20 protein-coding genes are annotated in these 20729 nt (G+C 56.5%); 14 read left to right on the top strand and 6 right to left on the bottom strand.

What is annotated here, in order from left to right:
• The first annotated feature begins 123 nt into the window (after positions 1-123).
• From cydD to infA, 4 genes are all read left to right on the top strand, one after another.
• Positions 124-1893 (top strand): heme ABC transporter permease/ATP-binding protein CydD, encoded by a 1770-nt coding sequence (cydD, locus tag F3I20_RS10550; protein WP_150015236.1) that lies wholly within the window; start codon positions 124-126, stop codon positions 1891-1893.
• The gene (cydC, locus tag F3I20_RS10545; RefSeq protein ID WP_150015237.1) at positions 1893-3623 is read left to right on the top strand and encodes a heme ABC transporter ATP-binding protein/permease CydC; all 1731 of its coding nucleotides are present in this window, start codon (positions 1893-1895) and stop codon (positions 3621-3623) included. Before cydD ends, cydC begins: the two co-directional genes overlap by 1 nt.
• 33 nt (positions 3624-3656) lie before the next feature.
• Positions 3657-4349 (top strand): leucyl/phenylalanyl-tRNA--protein transferase, encoded by a 693-nt coding sequence (aat, locus tag F3I20_RS10540; protein WP_150015238.1) that lies wholly within the window; start codon positions 3657-3659, stop codon positions 4347-4349.
• Positions 4350-4694: 345 nt separating this feature from the next.
• Positions 4695-4913 carry a translation initiation factor IF-1 gene (gene infA / locus F3I20_RS10535; RefSeq protein WP_002211347.1) on the top strand — a complete coding sequence of 73 codons (219 nt, stop codon included), beginning with the start codon at positions 4695-4697 and terminating at the stop codon, positions 4911-4913.
• A gap of 86 nt (positions 4914-4999) precedes the next feature.
• Here the strand turns inward: infA and clpA are convergent, their stop codons facing one another.
• Together clpA and clpS are read right to left on the bottom strand one after the other, a co-directional pair.
• On the bottom strand, positions 5000-7276 hold the full coding sequence (gene clpA, locus F3I20_RS10530) for an ATP-dependent Clp protease ATP-binding subunit ClpA (protein ID WP_150015239.1): 2277 nt from the start codon (positions 7274-7276) through the stop codon (positions 5000-5002).
• A gap of 52 nt (positions 7277-7328) precedes the next feature.
• Positions 7329-7649 (bottom strand): ATP-dependent Clp protease adapter ClpS, encoded by a 321-nt coding sequence (gene clpS / locus F3I20_RS10525; RefSeq protein ID WP_003849318.1) that lies wholly within the window; start codon positions 7647-7649, stop codon positions 7329-7331.
• Positions 7650-7965: 316 nt separating this feature from the next.
• Between clpS and cspD the strand changes: the two genes are divergently transcribed.
• The gene (gene cspD / locus F3I20_RS10520; RefSeq protein WP_013357297.1) at positions 7966-8187 is read left to right on the top strand and encodes a cold shock-like protein CspD; all 222 of its coding nucleotides are present in this window, start codon (positions 7966-7968) and stop codon (positions 8185-8187) included.
• A gap of 74 nt (positions 8188-8261) precedes the next feature.
• Here cspD and F3I20_RS10515 read toward each other — a convergent pair whose 3' ends face one another.
• Positions 8262-9899 (bottom strand): ATP-dependent nuclease, encoded by a 1638-nt coding sequence (locus tag F3I20_RS10515; protein ID WP_150015240.1) that lies wholly within the window; start codon positions 9897-9899, stop codon positions 8262-8264.
• Positions 9900-10024: 125 nt separating this feature from the next.
• On the opposite strand from F3I20_RS10515, the gene F3I20_RS10510 reads away from it, so the two are divergent.
• From F3I20_RS10510 to ltaE, 3 genes are all read left to right on the top strand, one after another.
• A complete protein-coding gene (locus tag F3I20_RS10510; protein ID WP_150015241.1) occupies positions 10025-10924 on the top strand; it encodes a LysO family transporter in 900 nt (299 codons plus the stop codon).
• A 130-nt stretch (positions 10925-11054) separates the two neighbouring features.
• On the top strand, positions 11055-12776 hold the full coding sequence (gene poxB / locus F3I20_RS10505) for a ubiquinone-dependent pyruvate dehydrogenase (RefSeq protein WP_150037160.1): 1722 nt from the start codon (positions 11055-11057) through the stop codon (positions 12774-12776).
• Positions 12777-12846: 70 nt separating this feature from the next.
• Positions 12847-13848 (top strand): low-specificity L-threonine aldolase, encoded by a 1002-nt coding sequence (ltaE, locus tag F3I20_RS10500; RefSeq protein ID WP_150015243.1) that lies wholly within the window; start codon positions 12847-12849, stop codon positions 13846-13848.
• Between the two features lie 4 nt (positions 13849-13852).
• On the opposite strand, the gene F3I20_RS10495 is transcribed toward ltaE, so the two are convergent.
• Positions 13853-14677 (bottom strand): N-acetylmuramoyl-L-alanine amidase, encoded by an 825-nt coding sequence (locus tag F3I20_RS10495; RefSeq protein WP_150015244.1) that lies wholly within the window; start codon positions 14675-14677, stop codon positions 13853-13855.
• Positions 14674-14994: a heavy metal-binding domain-containing protein gene (locus F3I20_RS10490; RefSeq protein WP_150059917.1), complete on the bottom strand. Its 321-nt coding sequence runs from the start codon at positions 14992-14994 to the stop codon at positions 14674-14676. Before F3I20_RS10490 ends, F3I20_RS10495 begins: the two co-directional genes overlap by 4 nt.
• A gap of 106 nt (positions 14995-15100) precedes the next feature.
• Here F3I20_RS10490 and F3I20_RS10485 point away from each other — a divergent pair, with 106 nt between their 5' ends.
• The 6 genes from F3I20_RS10485 to F3I20_RS10460 all read left to right on the top strand — a co-directional run bounded on the left by F3I20_RS10485 (position 15101) and on the right by F3I20_RS10460 (position 19577).
• Entirely contained in the window at positions 15101-15640 is a 540-nt protein-coding gene (locus F3I20_RS10485; protein WP_150015246.1) for a lipoprotein, read from the top strand.
• A gap of 223 nt (positions 15641-15863) precedes the next feature.
• Positions 15864-16592, top strand: a complete 729-nt coding sequence (artP, locus tag F3I20_RS10480) for an arginine ABC transporter ATP-binding protein ArtP (protein ID WP_150015247.1) — start codon at positions 15864-15866, stop codon at positions 16590-16592.
• Between the two features lie 15 nt (positions 16593-16607).
• On the top strand, positions 16608-17339 hold the full coding sequence (gene artJ, locus F3I20_RS10475; protein WP_150015248.1) for an arginine ABC transporter substrate-binding protein: 732 nt from the start codon (positions 16608-16610) through the stop codon (positions 17337-17339).
• Between the two features lie 6 nt (positions 17340-17345).
• Complete coding sequence (artQ, locus tag F3I20_RS10470; protein WP_150015249.1) at positions 17346-18062, top strand: arginine ABC transporter permease ArtQ; 717 nt, start codon at positions 17346-17348, stop codon at positions 18060-18062.
• Positions 18062-18730, top strand: coding sequence for an arginine ABC transporter permease ArtM (artM, locus tag F3I20_RS10465; protein WP_150015250.1), 669 nt, complete (start codon positions 18062-18064; stop codon positions 18728-18730). Before artQ ends, artM begins: the two co-directional genes overlap by 1 nt.
• Positions 18731-18845: 115 nt before the next feature.
• Positions 18846-19577, top strand: coding sequence for an arginine ABC transporter substrate-binding protein (locus tag F3I20_RS10460; RefSeq protein WP_150015251.1), 732 nt, complete (start codon positions 18846-18848; stop codon positions 19575-19577).
• Positions 19578-19597: 20 nt separating this feature from the next.
• On the opposite strand, the gene rlmC is transcribed toward F3I20_RS10460, so the two are convergent.
• Positions 19598-20728, bottom strand: a complete 1131-nt coding sequence (rlmC, locus tag F3I20_RS10455; RefSeq protein WP_150015252.1) for a 23S rRNA (uracil(747)-C(5))-methyltransferase RlmC — start codon at positions 20726-20728, stop codon at positions 19598-19600.
• Position 20729: the final 1 nt, after the last annotated feature.

The raw sequence follows: 20729 nt of genomic DNA, 5'->3' as shown, positions 1-20729 counted from the left end.
AAATGTTCCAGGCGACGGTTTTTCCGTCGCCTTTTTTATGGCTCTCATGCTAGATTCTTGCGCCTGAAGAGATGGAAATGTCTTTCCATTTTCCCCTGTCACCGACATTTAGCATGGTCTCGCATGGACAAATCGCGGCAGCAGCATCTTACCCGCTGGCTTCGTCAGCAACGTCGTTTCGCCGGTCGCTGGTTGCGGCTCAACACGCTGCTGGGCATGGTAAGTGCCCTGCTGATCATTGCCCAGTCTGGTTTACTGGCCTCGCTGCTGCAGGCGCTGATCATTGACCAGCAGCCGCGTGAAACCCTGACGGTCAGTATCGTGCTGTTACTGCTCTGCTTCGTACTGCGCGCCCTGATTAACTATGCCCGCGAACTGACCGGTTATCGTGCCGGGCAGGCTATCCGTCAGGCGTTACGTCAGCAGGTCTTAGACCGGTTATCTGCGCTAGGCCCGGCGTGGATCCAGGGAAAGCCAGCCGGGAGCTGGGCGACTCTGCTGCTGGAGCAGATTGAAGAGATGCAGGAGTATTACGCACGCTATCTGCCGCAAATGACGCTGGCGGTGCTGATCCCCTGCTGCATTCTGTTGACTATTTTTCCACTGAACTGGACCGCGGGTCTGATCCTGTTTGCCACTGCGCCGTTGATTCCCCTGTTTATGGCACTTGTCGGCATGGGTGCGGCCGAGGCCAATCGCCGCAACTTCCTGGTGCTGGCCCGCCTGAGCGGTAACTTTCTCGACCGTCTGCGCGGCAGAGAAACGCTGCGGCTGTTTCATCGTGTTGAAGCAGAGCAGCAGGCGGTTGCCGACGCCACCACTGATTTTCGCCAGCGCACCATGGACGTGCTGCGTTTAGCGTTTCTCTCCTCGGCCGTGCTGGAGTTTTTTGCCTCGTTAGCCATTGCCGTCGTGGCCGTCTATTTTGGCTTTTCCTATCTGGGCGAATTGCATTTCGGTGATTATGGTCAGGGCGTGACGCTGTTTACAGGATTTCTGGTGCTGATACTTGCCCCGGAGTTTTTCCAGCCGCTGCGCGATCTCGGCGCGTTCTATCACGCCAAAGCCCAGGCGGTAGGCGGTGCCGATGCAATTGAAGCCTTTATGCAGGCGACGCCCGACGTTGTACCGCAGGATGGCCAGCAGCCTTTTACTGCCGATCGCGCAATCGCACTTGACGCCGATGAGCTACGAGTCTGCGCGCCGGATGGTCAGGTGCTCTGCGGCCCGCTCACCTTTACCATCGCCGCGGGTGAGCAGATTGCGCTGGTCGGTCAAAGCGGAGCCGGGAAAACGGCCCTGATGAACGCCCTGCTTGGCTTCCTTCCTTACCAGGGCTCGCTGAAAGCGAATGGCATCGAACTGCGTGATATACGGCGGAGCGACTGGCATCAGCAGCTTAGCTGGGTAGGACAGAATCCTCAGTTACCGGCCACCACCTTGCGTGACAATATCGTGATGAATGCTGCCTGGAACGGCGAGCGCTTTGCGACGCTGCTGGAATCGTGCGGCATTAACGAGTTCCTGCCTCGTCTGCCCAGGGGTATTGAAACTCAGCCCGGCGATGGTGGTAATCAGCTGTCGGTGGGTCAGGCACAGCGGGTCGCGGTCGCACGCGCACTCTATAAATCCTCACATTTTTTGCTGCTTGATGAACCGGCAGCCAGCCTGGATGCACTCAGCGAACATCATGTGATGCTGGCCCTGAACCAGGCGGCTGCCCGCCAGACTACGCTGATGATCACTCATCAGATTGATACGCTGAGTCGCTGGCAGACCCTCTGGGTGATGGAGGCGGGTGAGCTGGTGCAACAGGGTAACTGGCAGCAGCTATCGCAACAGCCCGGTGCCTTCAGCGAGATGCTGAAGCATCGTCAACAGGAGATCCGCTGATGTCGGCCTTGCGTCCTTTTCTTCGTCTCTGGCTGCGCCACCCTTTCCGCCTTGCGCTGGGCATTGCGCTGGCGATTGTTACCCTGCTGGCCAGCATCAGCCTGCTGACCCTGTCAGGCTGGTTTCTCGCCGCATCGTCAGTGGCAGGCGTAGCGGGCCTCTATACCTTCAACTATATGCTGCCCGCGGCGGGCGTCCGTGGTGCTGCGATCATCCGTACCGCCGCACGCTATGCTGAACGTCTGGTCAGTCATGATGCGACGTTCAGAGTGCTTCAGCATCTGCGTGTCCACACCTTCAGCCGTCTGATGGCGCTTTCGCCGGGGCAGCTCTCGCAGTTCCGCCAGGCGGACCTGCTCAACCGTTTTGTGGCCGATGTTGATACGCTGGATCATCTCTATCTGCGCGTCATTTCGCCGCTGCTTGGCGCATTTGTGGTGATAGTGGTAGTCATCTTCGGAATAAGCTTTATTGATGTCCCACTGGCATTGACGCTGGGCGGTATCATGCTGAGTACGCTGATTCTGATGCCGTTGCTATTTTATCGTCTTGGCTCACCGGCAGGCATCGCGATTGCCCATGGACGCGCCCGCTGGCGTCTGCAACTGATGCAGTGGCTGGCGGCACAGGCTGAACTCACGTTATATGGTGCCTCGCAGAGCTGGCGTCAGCAACTTGACGAAGATGAACAGCGCTGGCAGCAGGCACAGAGCAAACAACAGCGTTTGCAGGCCGCCGCCCAGAGCCTGCTGCTGCTGATCAGCGGCATTACCGTAACCCTGCTGCTCTGGCTTTGTGCTGCGACAATCAGTGAACAGCAGTTACCCGGCTCGCTGATTGCGCTGGTCGTGTTCTGCGCCCTGGCCGCCTTTGAGGCGCTGGCACCGGTTGCAGGCGCTTTTCTGCCGATGTCGCAGGTGACAACCGCCGCGCAGCGGGTTAATGACATTATCGATCAGGCACCCGCTATTACCTTCCCGGTACGGTCAGACGCCCGGTCAGGACCGCTCTACGTCAATATTGATCGGCTCGACTTTAGCTACCCCGACCGTCCGGATAAGGTACTGAACAGCTGTACCCTGCAGGTGGCCGCGGGTGAACATATTGCGCTACTGGGACCGACCGGTTGCGGAAAATCGACGCTACTGGCGCTGCTGACCCGCGCTCGCGAAAGCCAGCACGGTGTGATCAGCCTGAATGATCTGCCGATTACAGCCTGGTCAGAAGCCGCGTTGCGCCAGCGTATCAGCGTGGTGACGCAGCGGGTTCACCTCTTCAGCCAGAGCCTGCGCAATAACCTGCTGCTGGCCTGCCCCAATGCCACTGATGAGCAACTATGCCGCGTCCTGAACGACGTTGGCCTGCAACGCCTGCTTGAGAATCAGGAGGGATTAAACGCCTGGATGGGCGAAGGGGGTCGCCCGCTTTCCGGCGGCGAACTGCGTCGGCTGGCGCTGGCGCGCGCATTACTACACGACGGCGATCTCTGGCTGCTGGATGAGCCCACCGAAGGGCTGGATGCCACCACCGAGCAGCATATTCTCGCCCTGCTGCAACGGCTGACTGCCGGAAAGACCATGATCATGGTCACTCACCGGCTGAGTGGCCTGGAACAGATGGATCGCATCTGCGTGATGGATAATGGCGCGATTGTTGAGCAGGGCAGTCATGCGGAATTAATCTCAAAAGCAGGGCGCTACTGGCGTTTCCGGCAGCGTATTGCGTTATAGTCTTAGCGAAATGCCGATGAGTAACATAACGCGATGAGACTGGTACAACTGTCACGGGAATCTCTAATCTTTCCCCCGCCTGAGATGGCGCTGCGTGAGCCAAACGGCCTGCTGGCCATGGGCGGTGATCTCTCCCCTGCCCGATTACTTAACGCTTATCAGCACGGTATCTTTCCGTGGTTTTCGCCCGGCGATCCCATTCTCTGGTGGTCGCCCGATCCCCGGGCCGTCCTGCTGCCTGAGCAGTTTCATCTCAGTCGTAGCATGAAGCGTTTTCACAATCGTTCACCTTATCGGGTGACAATGAACGAGTCCTTTGCCGGGGTCCTTGAGGGCTGCGCCAGCGGTCGCGAAGAAGGCACCTGGATTACCTTTGAGATGAAGCGTGCCTGGTTGCGATTATATGAACTGGGCCACGCGCACTCCATTGAGGTGTGGGATGAACATCAGCTGGTGGGTGGCATGTATGGGCTGGCGATGGGGCAAATCTTCTGTGGTGAATCGATGTTCAGCCGTCAGGAGAATGCATCCAAAACCGCACTTTGGGTGTTTTGTCAGCATTTCATCCGACATCAGGGCCGACTGGTGGATTGTCAGGTCCTTAATCCTCATACAGCCTCGCTGGGCGCGCAGGAGATTCCGCGCGCTGATTATCTGCAATATGTGCAAAGCCTTGCTGACCAGCCGGTCAGCGATGGCTGCTGGCAGACACAAACGCTTTTTTAGCCCTGCAGAGATGTTTTGCACACATAAAGGCGTATAAGTGGTATAATAGTCGAGTTTGGTATGTCGTCCGCGCTTCGCAATAACGAGCCGGAATTGCCAGGCTGGGAATCTCAACGCACTCTCGGAACTGTTTTCAATCGTGCGCATGTAACCGGTTGATTCAGATTCTTAGCCCGCTAATCCCCTGCAGACGTCACCTTAAACACCCTAATTTTACCGGATGCGCGCAACTGACGTGCACCCCGGCAAAGCGTTGGCAAAATCGCCGACGGTTCTTTACATAAATCGTTGAATTGGGCATTATCTTGCCGGTTCAACTGAAAGGTAGTACACCCAGAGGATTCGATGGCCAAAGAAGACAATATTGAAATGCAAGGTACCGTACTGGATACGTTACCTAACACCATGTTCCGCGTAGAACTCGAAAACGGACACGTGGTTACTGCTCATATCTCCGGTAAAATGCGCAAAAACTACATCCGTATCCTGACGGGTGACAAAGTGACCGTTGAGTTGACCCCGTACGACCTGAGCAAAGGCCGCATTGTCTTCCGTAGTCGCTAATTTGCAGTAATCTCATCGCTCTGCACATTGTAGCGAAAAAAAAGGCCGGATTAACATCCGGCCTTTTTCACATCTGCAGCAGGGGATTAATGCACAGTGCCTTCGGTTTTGCGTTTTTCAGCGCTCAGGAAGTGATAGGTCAGTTCACCTTTTTCACGATCCAGCGCGACGGATACTGAGCCGCCATCCACCAGCGAACCAAACAGCAGTTCGTTAGCTAACGGTTTCTTCAGGCTATCCTGCACGGTGCGCGCCATCGGACGTGCGCCCATCGCTTTGTCGTAGCCCTTCTCAGCCAGCCAGTCACGTGCTTCATCACTGACTTCCAGCGATACGCCTTTCGCATCCAGCTGCGCCTGCAACTCGACAATAAACTTGTCGACCACCTGATGGATCACCTCTGGTGACAGGTGACTGAACCAGATGATGTTGTCGAGACGGTTACGAAACTCTGGCGTAAAGATCTTTTTGATCTCCTCCATCGCATCGGTGCTGTTGTCCTGATGAATCAGGCCAATCGACTTACGTTCTGTCTCACGCACACCGGCGTTGGTGGTCATCACCAGCACCACGTTACGGAAGTCTGCCTTACGGCCGTTGTTGTCGGTCAGCATGCCGTTATCCATCACCTGAAGCAGCAGATTAAAGACATCCGGGTGCGCTTTCTCAATCTCATCCAGCAGCACGACTGCATGAGGATGCTTGATTACCGCATCCGTCAGCAGGCCACCCTGATCAAATCCAACGTAACCCGGAGGTGCACCAATCAGACGACTAACGGTGTGACGCTCCATGTACTCAGACATATCAAAGCGCAGCAGCTCAATGCCCAGTGCTTTCGCCAGCTGCACGGTGACTTCCGTTTTACCCACACCGGTTGGTCCGGCAAACAGGAAGGAACCGACCGGCTTACGGTCCTGACCCAGACCCGCGCGGCTCATTTTGATTGCTTCCGTCAGCACCGCAATGGCGTTGTCCTGACCAAACACCAGCATCTTCAGGCGATCACCCAGATTTCTCAGCGTATCGCGATCGGTTGCCGACACGCTTTGCTCAGGAATACGGGCAATACGGGCCACCACGGTTTCAATGTCAGAGACATTGATGGTTTTTTTACGCTTACTGGCCGGCATCAGGCGCGCACGCGCGCCCGCTTCATCAATCACATCAATCGCCTTGTCAGGCAGATGACGATCGTTGATATATTTCACCGCCAGTTCCACGGCTGCACGCACCGCTTTCGCGGTATAACGCACATCGTGATGCGCTTCGTACTTAGTTTTCAGACCATTCAGGATTTGTACGGTCTCTTCAACGGAAGGCTCCGTGATATCGATCTTCTGGAAGCGACGCGCCAGAGCACGATCTTTTTCGAAGATGTTGCTGAATTCCTGATACGTGGTGGAACCCATCACGCGAATCTTGCCTGAAGAAAGCAGTGGCTTGATCAGGTTAGCGGCATCAACCTGGCCGCCGGACGCGGCACCCGCACCGATGATGGTATGGATCTCATCGATAAACAGAATGCTGTGTTCGTCCTGTTCAAGTTGCTTAAGCAGCGCTTTGAAACGTTTCTCAAAATCACCACGGTATTTGGTGCCCGCCAGCAATGAACCGATGTCCAGCGAGTAGATGGTGCAGTCTTTCATCACTTCCGGTACATCGCCCTGCTCGATACGCCAGGCGAGACCTTCTGCAATGGCGGTTTTACCCACACCCGATTCACCCACCAGCAGCGGGTTATTTTTACGACGACGGCACAGTACCTGAATAGTACGTTCCAGCTCTTTATCGCGACCAATCAGTGGATCGATACCACCGACGCGAGCAAGCTGATTAAGATTGGTGGTGAAGTTTTCCATACGATCCTCCCCGCCTGCTTGCTCTTCGTTAACCGGATTTTCAGCGCCTGGCGCCTGGCCCGGTTCGTCTTTGCGCGTACCATGAGAGATGAAATTCACCACATCAAGGCGGCTGACTTCATGTTTGCGTAACAGATAGGCCGCTTGCGACTCCTGCTCGCTGAAGATGGCGACCAGCACATTTGCCCCGGTGACTTCGCTGCGACCGGATGACTGGACATGGAAAACCGCACGCTGCAACACGCGCTGGAAGCTGAGCGTCGGTTGAGTGTCACGCTCCTCTTCGCTGGCGGGCAGCACCGGCGTGGTTTGTTCGATGAAGGCTTCGAGTTCCTGCCGCAGAGCCACAATGTCCACCGTACAGGCTTCCAGTGCCTCTCTGGCCGACGGGTTACTGAGCAACGCCAGTAACAGATGCTCGACGGTCATAAACTCATGACGGTGCTCACGCGCTCTGGCGAAAGCCATATTTAAACTGAGTTCCAGTTCTTGATTGAGCATTAGGCACCTCCCCCAATTATCGCCCTTACCAGTTTCCTATATGGAGACGGGTTCAGGCTTTTTCCAGCGTACACAGCAACGGATGATGATTTTCCCGCGCATAGTTGTTCACCTGGGCCGCTTTTGTTTCGGCGACTTCTGCTGTAAATACACCACAGATCGCCTTGCCGTGATAGTGAACTTTCAACATCAGCTGCGTTGCACGTTCAACATCATAAGAAAAGAACTTTTGCACGACGTCAATAACAAATTCCATAGGTGTATAATCGTCATTATTCAGAATGACTTTATACATAGAAGGCGGCTTTAACCCTTCGCGTACTTTGTCTTCGGCCAGATGTTCAAAATTAAGCCAGTCGTTTGTGTTTGCCATAGTGTTCCGTTGAGATTTTGCTTTGAGCCTTTTATTGGCTACATGTTGAGAGTTTAACATGCCTGTCAAGCTCCTGGTCGCTGCTGAAAATTTATTCAGAAATTCCCTTGCGCGACCTGCATCACAAAATTTGCAATAGCGTTAACTACCTCAAATTTTGATGATTTTTTCTCCACCTGGCCCGGTGGTTTGCTTGACGCCAGCGGCGCTTTCTCTACATTCTACCTGCACACGCTGATTGAGTTTTAATCAAATCCGACTCACAGCCTGTAAGACCTCACCTACTTATAAAATGTCTTGCGAGGGAAGTAAAAGCATGGAGACGGGCACAGTTAAATGGTTCAATAATTCCAAAGGCTTTGGCTTTATCTGTCCGGTTGGCGGTGGCGACGATATTTTTGCACACTACTCCACCATTCAGATGGAAGGCTACCGCACGCTAAAGGCAGGCCAGCAGGTTCAGTTCGATGTTCATGAAGGCCCGAAAGGCAATCACGCCAGCCTCATCGTGCCGGTTGAGATACAGGCCGTGGCGTGATACATACCCCACCTCTGAACAGTGACCTAAAAATGCCAGCCAGTGCCGCTGGCATTTTTCTTTACGAAGCAGACTTAATCTGCCTGGCGCTGCGCCAGCCGAATCACCCGGGCAAACATCTCCCGTATTAACGGCGGGATGGCCTCCGGCCCGCGTTCCGCTGCTGACGTCGCCACCGCGATGGCGAGTTCAGGTTTAGAACTATGATGAATCGCTTTAGTAATAATACACCTGGAACTCATGGGAACGTTTAACGGCAGGTGCGCCATCTGATGATAGACATCCTGGAAGCCCTGGTGATAGAGAAAATTCTCCATATCCAGCGCCGGTAACTGCGTCAGAAAACGCAGCTCAGGATCGCCGGGCTGTAACTGCGTGCGTGCCGTGCTGGCATATTTGTTACCCGCCTGATCGCCGTCTGTCAGCACATGCCAGGCGATGCCCATGCGACGGGCAAACTTCAGTAGCGGCTTTAAGCCCGACTGCGCAAACTCAATTACCTTAACCCCTTCAGCCGCAAAGTTGTAACCGCACTGCTGTGCCAGCTCATTCATAATCCAGACTTCGGTTTCCCCCTCCACCAGCAGCCAGCAACGGGCAAACAGCGCCGCAGGCCGGTTGACGCGAATATGGAAGCCGATGCGCCGGCTCTCTTCGGCACTCAGCCCTTCTGGCCCGATGCGCCAGGCGGTCACGCGCGAGGGGCCGCGTACCAGACGACAGACGTTTTCTACCGGCACCTGAGACAGAAGCTCAGCAGAATTGGTGGTGGCGATTTTTTGCAGCGGCAACAGCTTTAGCAGGTTCCACGCCACCGACAGCATAATCGGATGCAGACGGGTTTCCGGATCTTCAATCAGCAGCAGCGGCCGGGCATCAGCGGCCAGCGGGACGTCGCCTCGCGCCTCAATCAACAGGGTAAACATCTGCAGCAGAATCAGCTGACGACTGCGGGAGTCGGTTCCGGCTATCAGCTGATTGAGCTGATCCAGCGCCCTCCATCCTTTTTCCCCGTCGCGTGTCTGTGGATCCCGCGACCTGAGTTCATTGCCCGCATCGGGCAACTGCACCAGAAAATAGTGCTGCATCAGTTGCTGCATGGTCTTCAGCCCCTGTCGCAGCACCTCATCACTGAGCTGCTGAGGATAGTGTTCCAGATCGCGCGCCAGCGACGCCATGCTCGCCAGCACCTCAGGATGTGGAGTAGCCACCGGCGCACTGTTACGCGTCCGCTTACTAAAGCGCGCATCGCGCAGTCGCAGCACCGGATAGCGTTTCAGCAACAGGTCAATGGCCGCCGCGCAATGTTGCTCTGGCAACAGCTGCGCGTTCACATCAACGAAACGGCGTCGGGTTTCGATGCCGCTGTCACGCCAGATCGCGCTGACGCTGTAATAAAGCCGACGCTGGCCCTGAGCATCGCGCTGCCAGAACGTTGAGAGCACAGCATCCGGGTCGCAGCCATCATCGCGAAAATGAAATACGACTGACAGACGGCGCATGGGATCGGCCACATCGCCTGGGGTGAAATGGAAATCAGCCTGGGTAAAAACATAGGCCGGTTCGTTAGGCGAAAGTAACAGGCTCAGGGCATCCAGCAGGCTGGATTTGCCCCAGGCATTCTCACCAATCAGCAGATTAGTCCGGGTTAAAGGAAGTGAGAGCTTGTTGATGCCGCGGAAACCGCGAATATCGATATGTTCCAGAATCATAGGCGTCCATCCTCAGGTTATAAACAGCATGGTTGCCGCCAGCGAACCGGTCAAGCTGCTATGGGGTTTACTCCAATACGCTTTTTCGCTAGCGTGTTGCCTCTTCCCCCATGGATGGCATTGATATGTACTCCGGACTTCTGATTATTCTGCTGCCGCTGATCGCCGGCTGGTTGCTACCTTTCCGCAAAACCGACACCCTGCGCCGGGTAAATCAGCTGCTGGGCTGGATGGTTTACGTGATTCTCTTCTTTATGGGCATCAGTCTGGCCTTTCTCGACAATCTGAGCAGCAACCTGCTGGCGGTTTTTCACACCGCGCTGGTAGCGGCGTTCTGCATTCTGCTGTGTAACCTGCTGGCACTGCGCGGACTGGAAAAATATGCTCCCTGGCAGCATGCGCACCGGCAGGAGAAACTGCCATCACGGCTGCATATGGCGCTGGACTCCCTGAAACTGTGCGGCGTCGTTGTCCTTGGTTTTCTGCTTGGCCTGACCCAGTGGCCGCTGCTGCATCACGCCTCAACCGCCAGCGAATATGCGCTGATTTTCCTGCTGTTTCTGGTGGGTATTCAGCTGCGTGGCAGTGGCATGACGCTGCGTCAGATTATCCTGAACCGTCGTGGCATGCTGGTGGCCGTTGTCGTGCTGGTCAGCGCGCTGATCGGGGGCCTGATTGCCGCGCTGGTGCTGGGCATGCCACTGAAGACTGGTCTGGCACTAGCCAGCGGCTTTGGCTGGTACTCCCTCTCAGGCATTCTGATGACCGAAGCCTTTGGCCCGGTCATCGGCAGCGCCGCCTTCTTCAACGACCTGGTACGTGAACTGGTCGCCATCATGCTGATCCCGGCACTGATTGGCCGTCATCGTTCGAGTGCACTGGGCCTGTGCGGAGCCACCTCAATGGACTTTACCCTGCCGGTGCTGCAGCGGGCGGGCGGCAACGAGATTGTCCCTGCTGCCATTGTGCACGGTTTTGTCATGAGCCTGCTGGCCCCGATTCTGATCGCCCTCTTCTCTGCCTGACCCCGGTCTGAGATGGGCTGAGCTCTGCCAGCGCATTTTTTCACGTCTGCTTTTCTGCCGTGTCGTCTACGCTTCTTTTTTCGGTTCTGGTCACGTCACTCTTTAGTACGGGCCGACAAAGGAGAAGAGCATGAAACAAACCGTGGCGGCGCTGGTCGCCAAAACGCTGGAAAGCGCGGGCGTCAAACGCATCTGGGGTGTCACCGGGGACTCCCTGAACGGCCTGAGCGACAGTCTCAATCGCATGGGCACCATCGAATGGATGCCGACGCGCCACGAAGAAGTGGCTGCCTTTGCGGCGGGCGCGGAAGCGCACATCAGCGGCGAACTGGCGGTCTGCGCCGGTTCCTGCGGGCCGGGCAATTTACATCTCATCAACGGTTTGTTCGACTGCCATCGTAACCGCGTTCCGGTTCTGGCGATTGCCGCGCACATCCCCTCCAGCGAAATCGGCAGCGGCTATTTTCAGGAAACCCATCCGCAGGAGCTGTTCCGCGAATGCAGCCACTACTGTGAGCTGGTCTCGAATCCTGAGCAGTTACCCCAGGTTCTGGGCATCGCCATGCGAAAAGCGATTCTGAATCGCGGCGTCTCGGTTGTGGTACTGCCAGGTGATATTGCGCTGAAACTGGCACCGGAAAGCGCCAGCACTGAGTGGTATCCGCCGCAGTTACCGCAGGTCCTGCCGCAGCCCGCCGAACTGGCCCGGCTGGCACAGACGCTGAACGAGGCCACTGACATTACGCTGCTGTGCGGCAGTGGCTGCGCTGGTGCGCATCAGGAAGTGGTCGCGCTGGCCGAAGCGCTGAAAGCCCCTGTCGTCCATGCGCTGCGCGGCAAAGAACACATCGAATATGATAACCCTTATGATGTTGGCATGACCGGCCTGATCGGGTTCTCATCCGGTTTCCACGCCATGATGAATGCCGGGACGCTGGTGTTGCTTGGCACCCAGTTCCCCTATCGCGCCTTCTATCCGGAAAACGCCAAGATCATTCAGATCGATATCAATCCGGGCAGCCTCGGATCACATTGTCACGTCGATCAGGCTTATGTTGGCGATGTGAAAAGCACGCTGCAGGCGCTGCTGCCGCAACTGACGCCCAAAAGCGATCGCAAACATCTCGACAGCGCGGTTAAGCATTATGGCGAGGCGCGCAAAAGTCTCGACGAGCTGGCGCAACCCAACGACAAGCAGCCGATTCATCCGCAATATCTGGCACAGCAGATCAGCCATTACGCCAGCGACGACGCTATTTTTACCTGCGATGTCGGAACCCCGACCGTCTGGGCGGCGCGCTACCTGAAGATGAACGGCAGACGTCGCCTGCTGGGTTCGTTTAACCATGGCTCAATGGCTAACGCGATGCCACAGGCGCTGGGTGCGCAGTCGATTGATCGCAACCGTCAGGTCGTGGCGCTGTGCGGCGACGGCGGCTTCAGCATGCTGATGGGCGATTTCATCTCGCTGGCGCAGCTGAAAATGCCGGTAAAACTGGTGATCTTTAACAACAGTGTGCTGGGCTTTGTGGCGATGGAGATGAAGGCCGGTGGCTATCTCACCGACGGCACGGAGCTGGAAAATCCCGACTTTGCTGCTATCGCCCAGGCCTGCGGCATTCGTGGCATCCGGGTAGAAAAGGCGTCAGAACTGAATGGCGCGCTGGAGCAGGCGTTTGCCCATGATGGCCCGGTGCTGGTCGATGTCATCACCGCCAAAGAGGAACTGGCCATGCCACCGCAGATCAAAATGGAGCAGGCCAAAGGCTTCAGTCTCTACATGCTGCGCGCCATCATGAACGGTCGCGGTGATGAGGTGGTAGAACTGGCGAAAACCAACTGGCTGCGGTAAAACAGAGGCTCCATCCAGGCGGGCGCGATGCCCGCCTTTTTTTCTCTTTCGCCACATCCAGGAGCATAAGGTGATCGATTTACGCAGTGATACCGTGACCCGGCCCAGCGCCGCCATGTTAAGCGCGATGATGTCAGCCGAAATCGGTGATGACGTCTACCGTGACGATCCCACCGTGAATGCGCTGGAGGCGGAAGCAGCACGACTGAGCGGCAAAGCCGCGGCACTGTTTTTCCCGACCGGCACCCAGGCAAATCTGGTGGCGTTGCTCAGCCACTGCGAGCGCGGCGATGAATATATCGTCGGTCAGCAGGCGCACAACTACAAATATGAAGCGGGCGGTGCGGCGGTGCTGGGCAGCATTCAGCCGCAGCCGGTGCTGGCCGCCGATGATGGCACCCTGCCGCTCGATGTGGTGGCAGCGGCCATTAAGCCGGATGATATTCACTTTGCCCGCACCCGTCTGCTGAGTCTGGAGAACACCCATCACGGTAAAGTGCTGCCGCTGGATTATCTGGACCAGGCCTGGACCTTCACCCGCGAGCACAAGCTGGCGCTGCATATTGATGGCGCGCGCATTTTCAACGCCGTGGTTGCGCAGAAGACCACGCTGACGGCGATCGCCCGCTATTGTGACACCCTGACCATCTGTCTCTCTAAAGGTCTGGGCACACCCGTCGGTTCGCTGCTGTGTGGCAATACGGCGCTGATTGAGCGCGCCCGTCGCTGGCGCAAAATGACCGGCGGCGGCATGCGTCAGGCGGGTATTCTGGCGGCGGCGGGTCTCTATGCGTTAGAGCACAACGTGGCGCGACTGCAGGAGGATCATGACAATGCCGCCTGGCTGGGACAGCAGTTGCATGAGCTGGGCGTCAGCGTCCTCGATCAGCAGACCAACATGCTGTTCGTGGCGGTACCGGAAGCCCAGGTTAAACCCTTAGGCGAGTGGATGAAGGCACGCGGCGTGTTAATCAGCGTGGGAACACGCACCCGACTGGTCACTCATCTGGATGCTGACCGTGCGGCGCTGGAGCAGGTTGTCACCCACTGGAAAGCGTTTCTGCAACAGTAATTCGCTATTGCGACGCGCCGTACTTATCCAGAAGCGCGGCAGCTATCGCGGCGGTTTCGGCATCGGGCTGACCGCGATAATCCGCAGGCCGGAAATGCATCTGAAAGGCGGCAATCACCCTCTGCTGCTCACGCGCACTCATCCCCGCTGTCACCGCATAACCGTAGCGTTGCAGACTTTCCATGAGCGGCTGTACAGGCACCCGCGCATGTGGATCCTGACCCGCTAAATAAAGCTGCACCCGCCCGGCATCGGGCCAGGCACCGAGTCCGCGCTGTGCCAGTTGCTGCCACGGGAACAGTGGGCCCGGATCCTGCTTGCGCTGCGGCGCGATATCACTGTGACCGACAATGTTTTCTGGTGGGATGTCGTAACGCTGTGCAATATCCCGCACCAGCGCCTCCAGGGTGGGGATCTGCGCGGCAGTAAAGGGCTGCCATTCGAGGCCGGTCAGCGTCCGGCGATACCCCCGGTTCACCAGTTCAATGCCAATCGAGGTGTCATTGATGCGTGTGGCTCCACGCCAGAAGCTGGGCCCGGCATGCCAGGCGAGCTGCTGCTCTGGCACCAGCTGCCAGATAACGCCTTTACCGGCGCGTTGAGGCGGCTGGCGGGGAATCAGATAGTGGGCGCTGACTTCCCGATCGGTAAGTGTCGCCAGCGACGAAGAAAAATCTTCGGCGGTGTAGTGGATCACAATCACCTTCACCCGCGGTCGCGCGCCCTGTGCCGGATGCCGCAGATCGGCCCAGTAGCCGTCACGCGCTTCCATCCCGGAGTGACAGCCCGCCAGCAGCAGTGCCAGTATCAGCAACAGCCCGCGTTTCAACGAATGATCACCGCCGTGCCGCTGACGCTGACCATCTGCATGCTGCCATCTTTGCCAACCGTTTCGTAATCAATGTCGATACCGACCACAGCGTTGGCACCCAGCGCTTTTGCCTGCTCTTCCAGCTCTTTAAACGCGATTTCACGTGCTTTACGCAGCTCTTTCTCATACGCGCCGGAACGACCACCGACCACATCACGGATGCCCGCGAAAAAATCACGGAAGATGTTGGCACCCAGAATCGCTTCTCCGGTAACCACACCGCAATATTCACTGATGCTGTGACCTTCCAGCGTTGGGGTTGTTGAAAATTTCATCGCATTCTCCTTGTTGTAAACCGGGCTAAGGCTCTTTCGACTAAAAAGCACGGCTATACTCTATGCTAAAAAGGGCACCTTGCCAGAGAACCATAAGGAAATCGAGATGAGAAACAACGCGTTTGCGCTATTAATTCCGGCGGCCCTGTTGCTCAGCGCCTGTACCACCGTTGAGCCAGTCATTAAGGATAATGGCCAGCGCACCGCCCCCTGTATTGATGGCGGTCCTGACCAGGTAGCCCAGAAGTTTTACGATCTGCGTGTCGAACAGCCTGTGCAGGGTCTGCCCGACAGCAACACGCTGGCAAAATATCGCCCTTACCTGAGTGATGCGCTTTATCACTCCCTTCAGGCGGCCAGCGGCAGTAATGCTGGCTCACAGTGGCGCAATGGCGATCTCTTCTCCAGCCTGTCACAGGGTCCGACGGCTGCCCGCGTCGCCGATGCCTCCACCATTCCGAACCGCGATGCACGCAACATCCCGCTGCGGGTCGATCTGAGCCGCGACGGCAAACAGTGGCAGGATGAAGTGCTGATGATCCATCAGGGCACCTGCTGGGTCGTTGACGACGTGCGCTACATGGCGAACCCTGCGCATGCCGAGGGTGGCAGCCTGAGCCAGATGCTTGAAAAATCAAAAAAATAATTCAGATTTAACGGTTATAAGAAGCGCAGCCACCGCAGGTGACTGCGCTTTTTTTATAGCCGCTGCCCGCCGCACGGCCTTTTACTGACGGCAGACAGCGCATGATATTGTGCTAAGCTTTTGCTGTTTACCTGCTGTTTTACAAATTTTAACCCACCTTAATTGCATAACTATTCTGGTGACGTTAAAATCCGCGACACTAATAGCTATTCAAATCTGGCGCATGAGTATTCAACTAAACGCAATAAACTGCTTCTACGGTGCTCATCAGGCGCTGTTCGACATCAACCTTGAGTGTCCGCAAGGCGAGACCCTGGTGCTGCTGGGGCCCAGTGGTGCGGGCAAGAGTTCGCTGCTGCGGGTACTTAATCTGCTGGAGCAGCCCCGTTCAGGTCAGTTGCAAATTGCGGGCAATCACTTCGACTTCGCGCAGAAACCGTCTGATGCCGCGATTCGCGAACTGCGTCAGAACGTCGGCATGGTGTTCCAGCAATATAATCTCTGGCCACATCTGACCGTGCTGCAGAATCTGATCGAAGCGCCCTGCCGGGTTCTGGGCCTCAGTAAAAGCGACGCCCGCGCCCGCGCCGATAAGCTGCTTGACCGGCTGCGCCTGACGCCCTACAGCGATCGCTTTCCGCTGCATCTCTCCGGGGGGCAGCAGCAGCGTGTGGCCATTGCCCGCGCGCTGATGATGGAGCCACAGGTGCTGCTTTTCGATGAGCCTACGGCCGCGCTGGACCCTGAAATTACCGCACAGATTGTCAGTATCATTCGCGAACTGGCGCAGACACGCATTACCCAGGTGATTGTGACCCATGAAGTGGAAGTGGCACGTAAAACGGCCAGCCGCGTGGTTTATATGGAGAACGGTCACATTGTGGAACAGGGCGATGCCAGCCGCTTTACACAGCCGCAAACCGACGCGTTTGCTCACTATCTTTCGCACTAAGTCAGGATGCTAAAAATGAAAAAAATGGTACTTGCTGCACTGCTTGCCGGTTTTAGCCTGAGCGCTACCGCGGCACAGACGATTCGTTTTGCGACCGAAGCCTCTTATCCTCCTTTTGAATTTGTGGATGCGGACAATAAGATCCAGGGCTTTGATGTCGATCTGGCCAATGCGCTGTGTAAAGAGATCGACGCAACCTGTACTTTCACCAATCAGGCATTCGACAGCCTGATCCCGAGCCTGAAGTTCCGCCGCTTTGATGCGGTGATGGCGGGCATGGATATCACGCCGGAGCGTGAAAAGCAGGTCCTGTTCACCAAACCTTACTATGACAATTCTGCGCTGTTTGTGGCCCAGAAAGGCAAAGTCGCCAGCGTTGAGGCCCTGAAAGGCAAACGCGTAGGCGTTCAGAACGGCACCACCCATCAAAAATACCTGACGGAAAAACACAGCGAAATTACCACTGTGCCTTACGACAGCTATCAGAATGCCGTTCTGGATCTGAAAAATGGCCGTATTGATGCCGTGTTCGGTGACACCGCTGTGGTCAACGAGTGGCTGAAGCAGAATGCTGCGCTGGCTGCCGTCGGCGACAAAGTGACGGACAAAGCCTACTTTGGTACCGGTCTGGGCATTGCCGTACGCACCGGTAACACCGAGTTGCAGAGCAAATTCAACGGCGCACTGGATAAGATCAAAGCAGACGGCACCTACAAAACCATCTACAGCAAATGGTTCCAGCAGTAATCTCTGATGAATGAAATGATGACCCTCGCAAGCGCCGCCGGGATGACCGTCGGCCTTGCTGTTTGTGCGCTCATCGCAGGCCTGGTGCTGGCGATGATATTCGCCGGCTGGGAGTCGCTGCGCCTGAGGCCGCTGGCGTGGATTGGCACCGGTCTGGTGACGCTGATCCGTGGCCTGCCGGAAATTCTGGTGGTGCTGTTTATCTATTTTGGTGCCTCACAGCTGCTGCTCACTCTCTCTGACGGCTTCACGCTAAACTTCGCGCTGTTTACACTGCCGGTTCAGATGCAGATAGAGAACTTCGATGTCAGTCCATTCCTGTGCGGTGTGATTGCGCTTGCGATGCTCTATGCAGCCTATGCCTCGCAGACGCTGCGCGGCGCACTCAAAGCGGTGCCGGTCGGTCAGTGGGAGTCGGGCCAGGCGCTGGGCATGAAAAAGTCGGCCATTTTTCTCCGGCTGATTATGCCGCAGATGTGGCGTCACGCCCTGCCGGGTCTGGGTAATCAATGGCTGGTACTGCTGAAAGATACCGCGCTGGTTTCGCTAATCAGCGTCAATGACCTGATGCTGCAAACCAAAAGTATCGCGACGCGTACGCAGGAGCCGTTTACCTGGTTCCTGGTGGCGGCCGCGATCTACTTAGTGATTACGCTGTTCAGCCAGGCGGTGTTACGCCGCATCGAACTGCGCACGACCCGCTTTGAACGGGGGAACAGCTAATGCTGGCCTATCTGCCTGAACTCCTGAAAGGGCTGCATACCAGCCTGACGCTAACGGCGGCCTCGCTGGTGGTGGCGCTGCTGCTCGCGCTGCTCTTCACCGTGATCCTGTCGCTGAAAACACCCGTGCTGAATCCGCTGGTAAAAGGGTTTATCACGCTGTTTACCGGTACGCCGCTGCTGGTGCAGATCTTCCTGATCTACTACGGTCCGGGACAGTTCCCCTCGATCCAGCAGATCCCCTGGCTGTGGCATTTATTGTCGCAGCCGTGGCTGTGCGCGATGCTGGCGCTATCGCTGAACAGTGCGGCTTACACCACGCAGCTGTTTTACGGTGCGGTCCGGGCGATTCCTTCCGGACAGTGGCAATCGTGCGCGGCACTCGGCATGAGCCGCAAAGATACACTGCGCATTATGCTGCCTTATGCATTTAAACGCGCCCTCTCCTCCTACTCCAACGAAGTGGTGCTGGTGTTCAAAGGCACCTCGCTGGCCTACACCATCACCCTGATGGAGGTGATGGGCCACGGCCAGCTACTCTATGGTCGCACCTACGACATTACGGTCTATGCCGCGGCGGGTCTGATTTATCTCTGCGTTAACGGTTTGCTGACGCTGATGATGCGACTGATCGAAAAACGCGCTCTGGCCTTTGAACGGCGTAACTGAATGCCGGGCGAGGCTGCTCGCCCTTTCCGCCTGAAAAATCACACTAATTGCATAAAAATTCATTTTATGGCAGGGTATCGCCTTCTCTGGCTGACCACATCACAGGAATCATAAAATGAAAAAATGGATTATCGCCGCTGCACTGGCTTCACTGGCGATGACCGCGCAGGCCGCGGAAACGATTCGCTTCGCTGCTTCAGCTACCTATCCGCCGTTTGAATCTCTGGACAAAGAAAATCATCTCGTCGGATTTGATATCGATCTGGCTAAAGCGCTGTGCCAGCAGATGAAAGCGGAGTGTACTTTCACTAACAATGCCTTCGACAGCCTGATCCCGTCACTGAAATTCCGCCGCTATGACGCCGTGATTTCCGGTATGGATATCACCACGGAGCGCAGCAAGCAGGTCGATTTTACCCAGCCCTATTACGCTAACTCCGCCATTGTGATTGCGCAGAAAGGCAAGTTCAGCAGCTTCGGTGATTTGAAAGACAAACGCATCGGCGTTGAAAACGGCACTACCCACCAGAAATACCTGCAGGATAAGCATCCGGACGTGAAAGTGGTGGCGTATGACAGCTATCAGAATGCGATTCTGGATATGAAGAGTGGCCGGCTCGATGGCGTTTTTGGCGACAGCGCGGTGGTGAATCAGTGGCTGAAGACCAATCCGGATCTCGCGACGGTTGGTGAGCATGTCACTGATGCAGATTACTTTGGCACCGGACTGGGCATTGCTGTGCGTAAAGGGAATACAGCGCTGCGCGATCGGTTCAACCAGGCACTGACTGAACTGAAAGCCAACGGCAGCTGGCAGCAGCTCAATCAGAAATGGTTCCCGGAGTAACGCCGGGAATTTCACCGGGCTCAGTGCTGACGGCGGGTTAACAGCGTCAGCACCTCAAAATGCGCAGTGTGCGGGAACATGTCGAACAGCTGAACCTTCGTGACCTCATAGTCATTCAACCGGGCAATATCCTGCGCCATGGTCTGCGGATTACAGCTTGAATAGAGCAGATAATCCGGAGCCATCTGGCTGAGATAGTCACACAGCGCCTGACCCATTCCGCGACGTGGCGGATTCACCAGCACCAGCTGTGGCACCGCGTCGCGTCCGGTCGCAAACGCCGTCGAATCAAGCGCCGCAAACTGCACGTTTTTCAGTCCCAGCATCTCAGCGGAACGCCGGGCGCATTTAATCGCTTCAGCGCTTATTTCAATGCCGGTCAGCGCCATTTCCGGTGTCGCGCAGTGCAGACCAAAACCTCCTACGCCACAGAAGAGATCCCACATGCTGTTAACCGGCAGCGTACGCACCCAGTCGCGCGCGGTGGCATAGAGCGCGCTGGCAACCTGCGGATTGGTCTGAAAGAAGCTTTGCGGCCGGATCCACAGCGGCACACCATTGAAGTTCTCAGCCAGCGACTGATCGGGCGTGAGCGCTATCTCCTCCTCTCCCTCGAGAATCGCCATATGTACCGGCTGAATATTGGCCGAGATCACCGCCAGCTGCGGCAGCTGCTGTTGCAGCCACGGCAACGCCGCGCGCAGCTGTTTCAGTTTGGCGGTTGAGCGCAGGACAAAACGGAGCATGATGCCGCCCTGCTGACTTTCGGTAATCAGCAGGAATTTCAGCTCGCCGCGTTTACGTGCCACGTTATAAGGCGTCAGTCCGGCACGGGCAATAAAGGGCTTAAGCGCCGCAAACACCGGCTGGAAGCTGGCGGGATAGAGCGGGCAGTCGCAGAGATCGACAGCCTCGCCATCACGATGAATTAAGCCCAGCACCGGGCGCTCCACACTGCCGCTGACCACCATTTTGGCTTTGTTACGGAATGCCTGCTGCGGTGATGTCACCGGCGGTAGCCAGGCCGCAACCGGCTGATCAGCCAGTAACTGTTCCAGCATCGACTGTTTGTCGCCTAGCTGAATGGGATAGGGTTTTTCCAGCCACTGACAGGAGCGGCAACGGTTAGCGTCATAAAGCGCGCAGTGCATG

Origin of the sequence: Candidatus Pantoea gossypiicola (assembly GCF_008632075.1) — a bacterium.
GTDB lineage: Bacteria > Pseudomonadota > Gammaproteobacteria > Enterobacterales > Enterobacteriaceae > Pantoea > Pantoea gossypiicola.
The sequence above is the reverse complement of the archived record's forward strand: the minus strand, read 5'-3'. Positions and strand labels throughout refer to the sequence as shown.

Excerpts from the sequence above, each read along its gene's own strand:
- cydD (WP_150015236.1), top strand. The coding sequence starts at position 124 with ATGGACAAATCGCGGCAGCAGCATCTTACCCGCTGGCTTCGTCAGCAA.
- cydC (WP_150015237.1), top strand. The coding sequence starts at position 1,893 with ATGTCGGCCTTGCGTCCTTTTCTTCGTCTCTGGCTGCGCCACCCTTTC.
- aat (WP_150015238.1), top strand. The coding sequence starts at position 3,657 with ATGAGACTGGTACAACTGTCACGGGAATCTCTAATCTTTCCCCCGCCT.
- infA (WP_002211347.1), top strand. The coding sequence starts at position 4,695 with ATGGCCAAAGAAGACAATATTGAAATGCAAGGTACCGTACTGGATACG.
- clpA (WP_150015239.1), bottom strand. The coding sequence starts at position 7,276 with ATGCTCAATCAAGAACTGGAACTCAGTTTAAATATGGCTTTCGCCAGA.
- clpS (WP_003849318.1), bottom strand. The coding sequence starts at position 7,649 with ATGGCAAACACAAACGACTGGCTTAATTTTGAACATCTGGCCGAAGAC.
- cspD (WP_013357297.1), top strand. The coding sequence starts at position 7,966 with ATGGAGACGGGCACAGTTAAATGGTTCAATAATTCCAAAGGCTTTGGC.
- F3I20_RS10515 (WP_150015240.1), bottom strand. The coding sequence starts at position 9,899 with ATGATTCTGGAACATATCGATATTCGCGGTTTCCGCGGCATCAACAAG.
- F3I20_RS10510 (WP_150015241.1), top strand. The coding sequence starts at position 10,025 with ATGTACTCCGGACTTCTGATTATTCTGCTGCCGCTGATCGCCGGCTGG.
- poxB (WP_150037160.1), top strand. The coding sequence starts at position 11,055 with ATGAAACAAACCGTGGCGGCGCTGGTCGCCAAAACGCTGGAAAGCGCG.
- F3I20_RS10490 (WP_150059917.1), bottom strand. The coding sequence starts at position 14,994 with ATGAAATTTTCAACAACCCCAACGCTGGAAGGTCACAGCATCAGTGAA.
- F3I20_RS10485 (WP_150015246.1), top strand. The coding sequence starts at position 15,101 with ATGAGAAACAACGCGTTTGCGCTATTAATTCCGGCGGCCCTGTTGCTC.
- artP (WP_150015247.1), top strand. The coding sequence starts at position 15,864 with ATGAGTATTCAACTAAACGCAATAAACTGCTTCTACGGTGCTCATCAG.
- artJ (WP_150015248.1), top strand. The coding sequence starts at position 16,608 with ATGAAAAAAATGGTACTTGCTGCACTGCTTGCCGGTTTTAGCCTGAGC.
- artQ (WP_150015249.1), top strand. The coding sequence starts at position 17,346 with ATGAATGAAATGATGACCCTCGCAAGCGCCGCCGGGATGACCGTCGGC.
- artM (WP_150015250.1), top strand. The coding sequence starts at position 18,062 with ATGCTGGCCTATCTGCCTGAACTCCTGAAAGGGCTGCATACCAGCCTG.
- F3I20_RS10460 (WP_150015251.1), top strand. The coding sequence starts at position 18,846 with ATGAAAAAATGGATTATCGCCGCTGCACTGGCTTCACTGGCGATGACC.
- rlmC (WP_150015252.1), bottom strand. The coding sequence starts at position 20,728 with ATGCACTGCGCGCTTTATGACGCTAACCGTTGCCGCTCCTGTCAGTGG.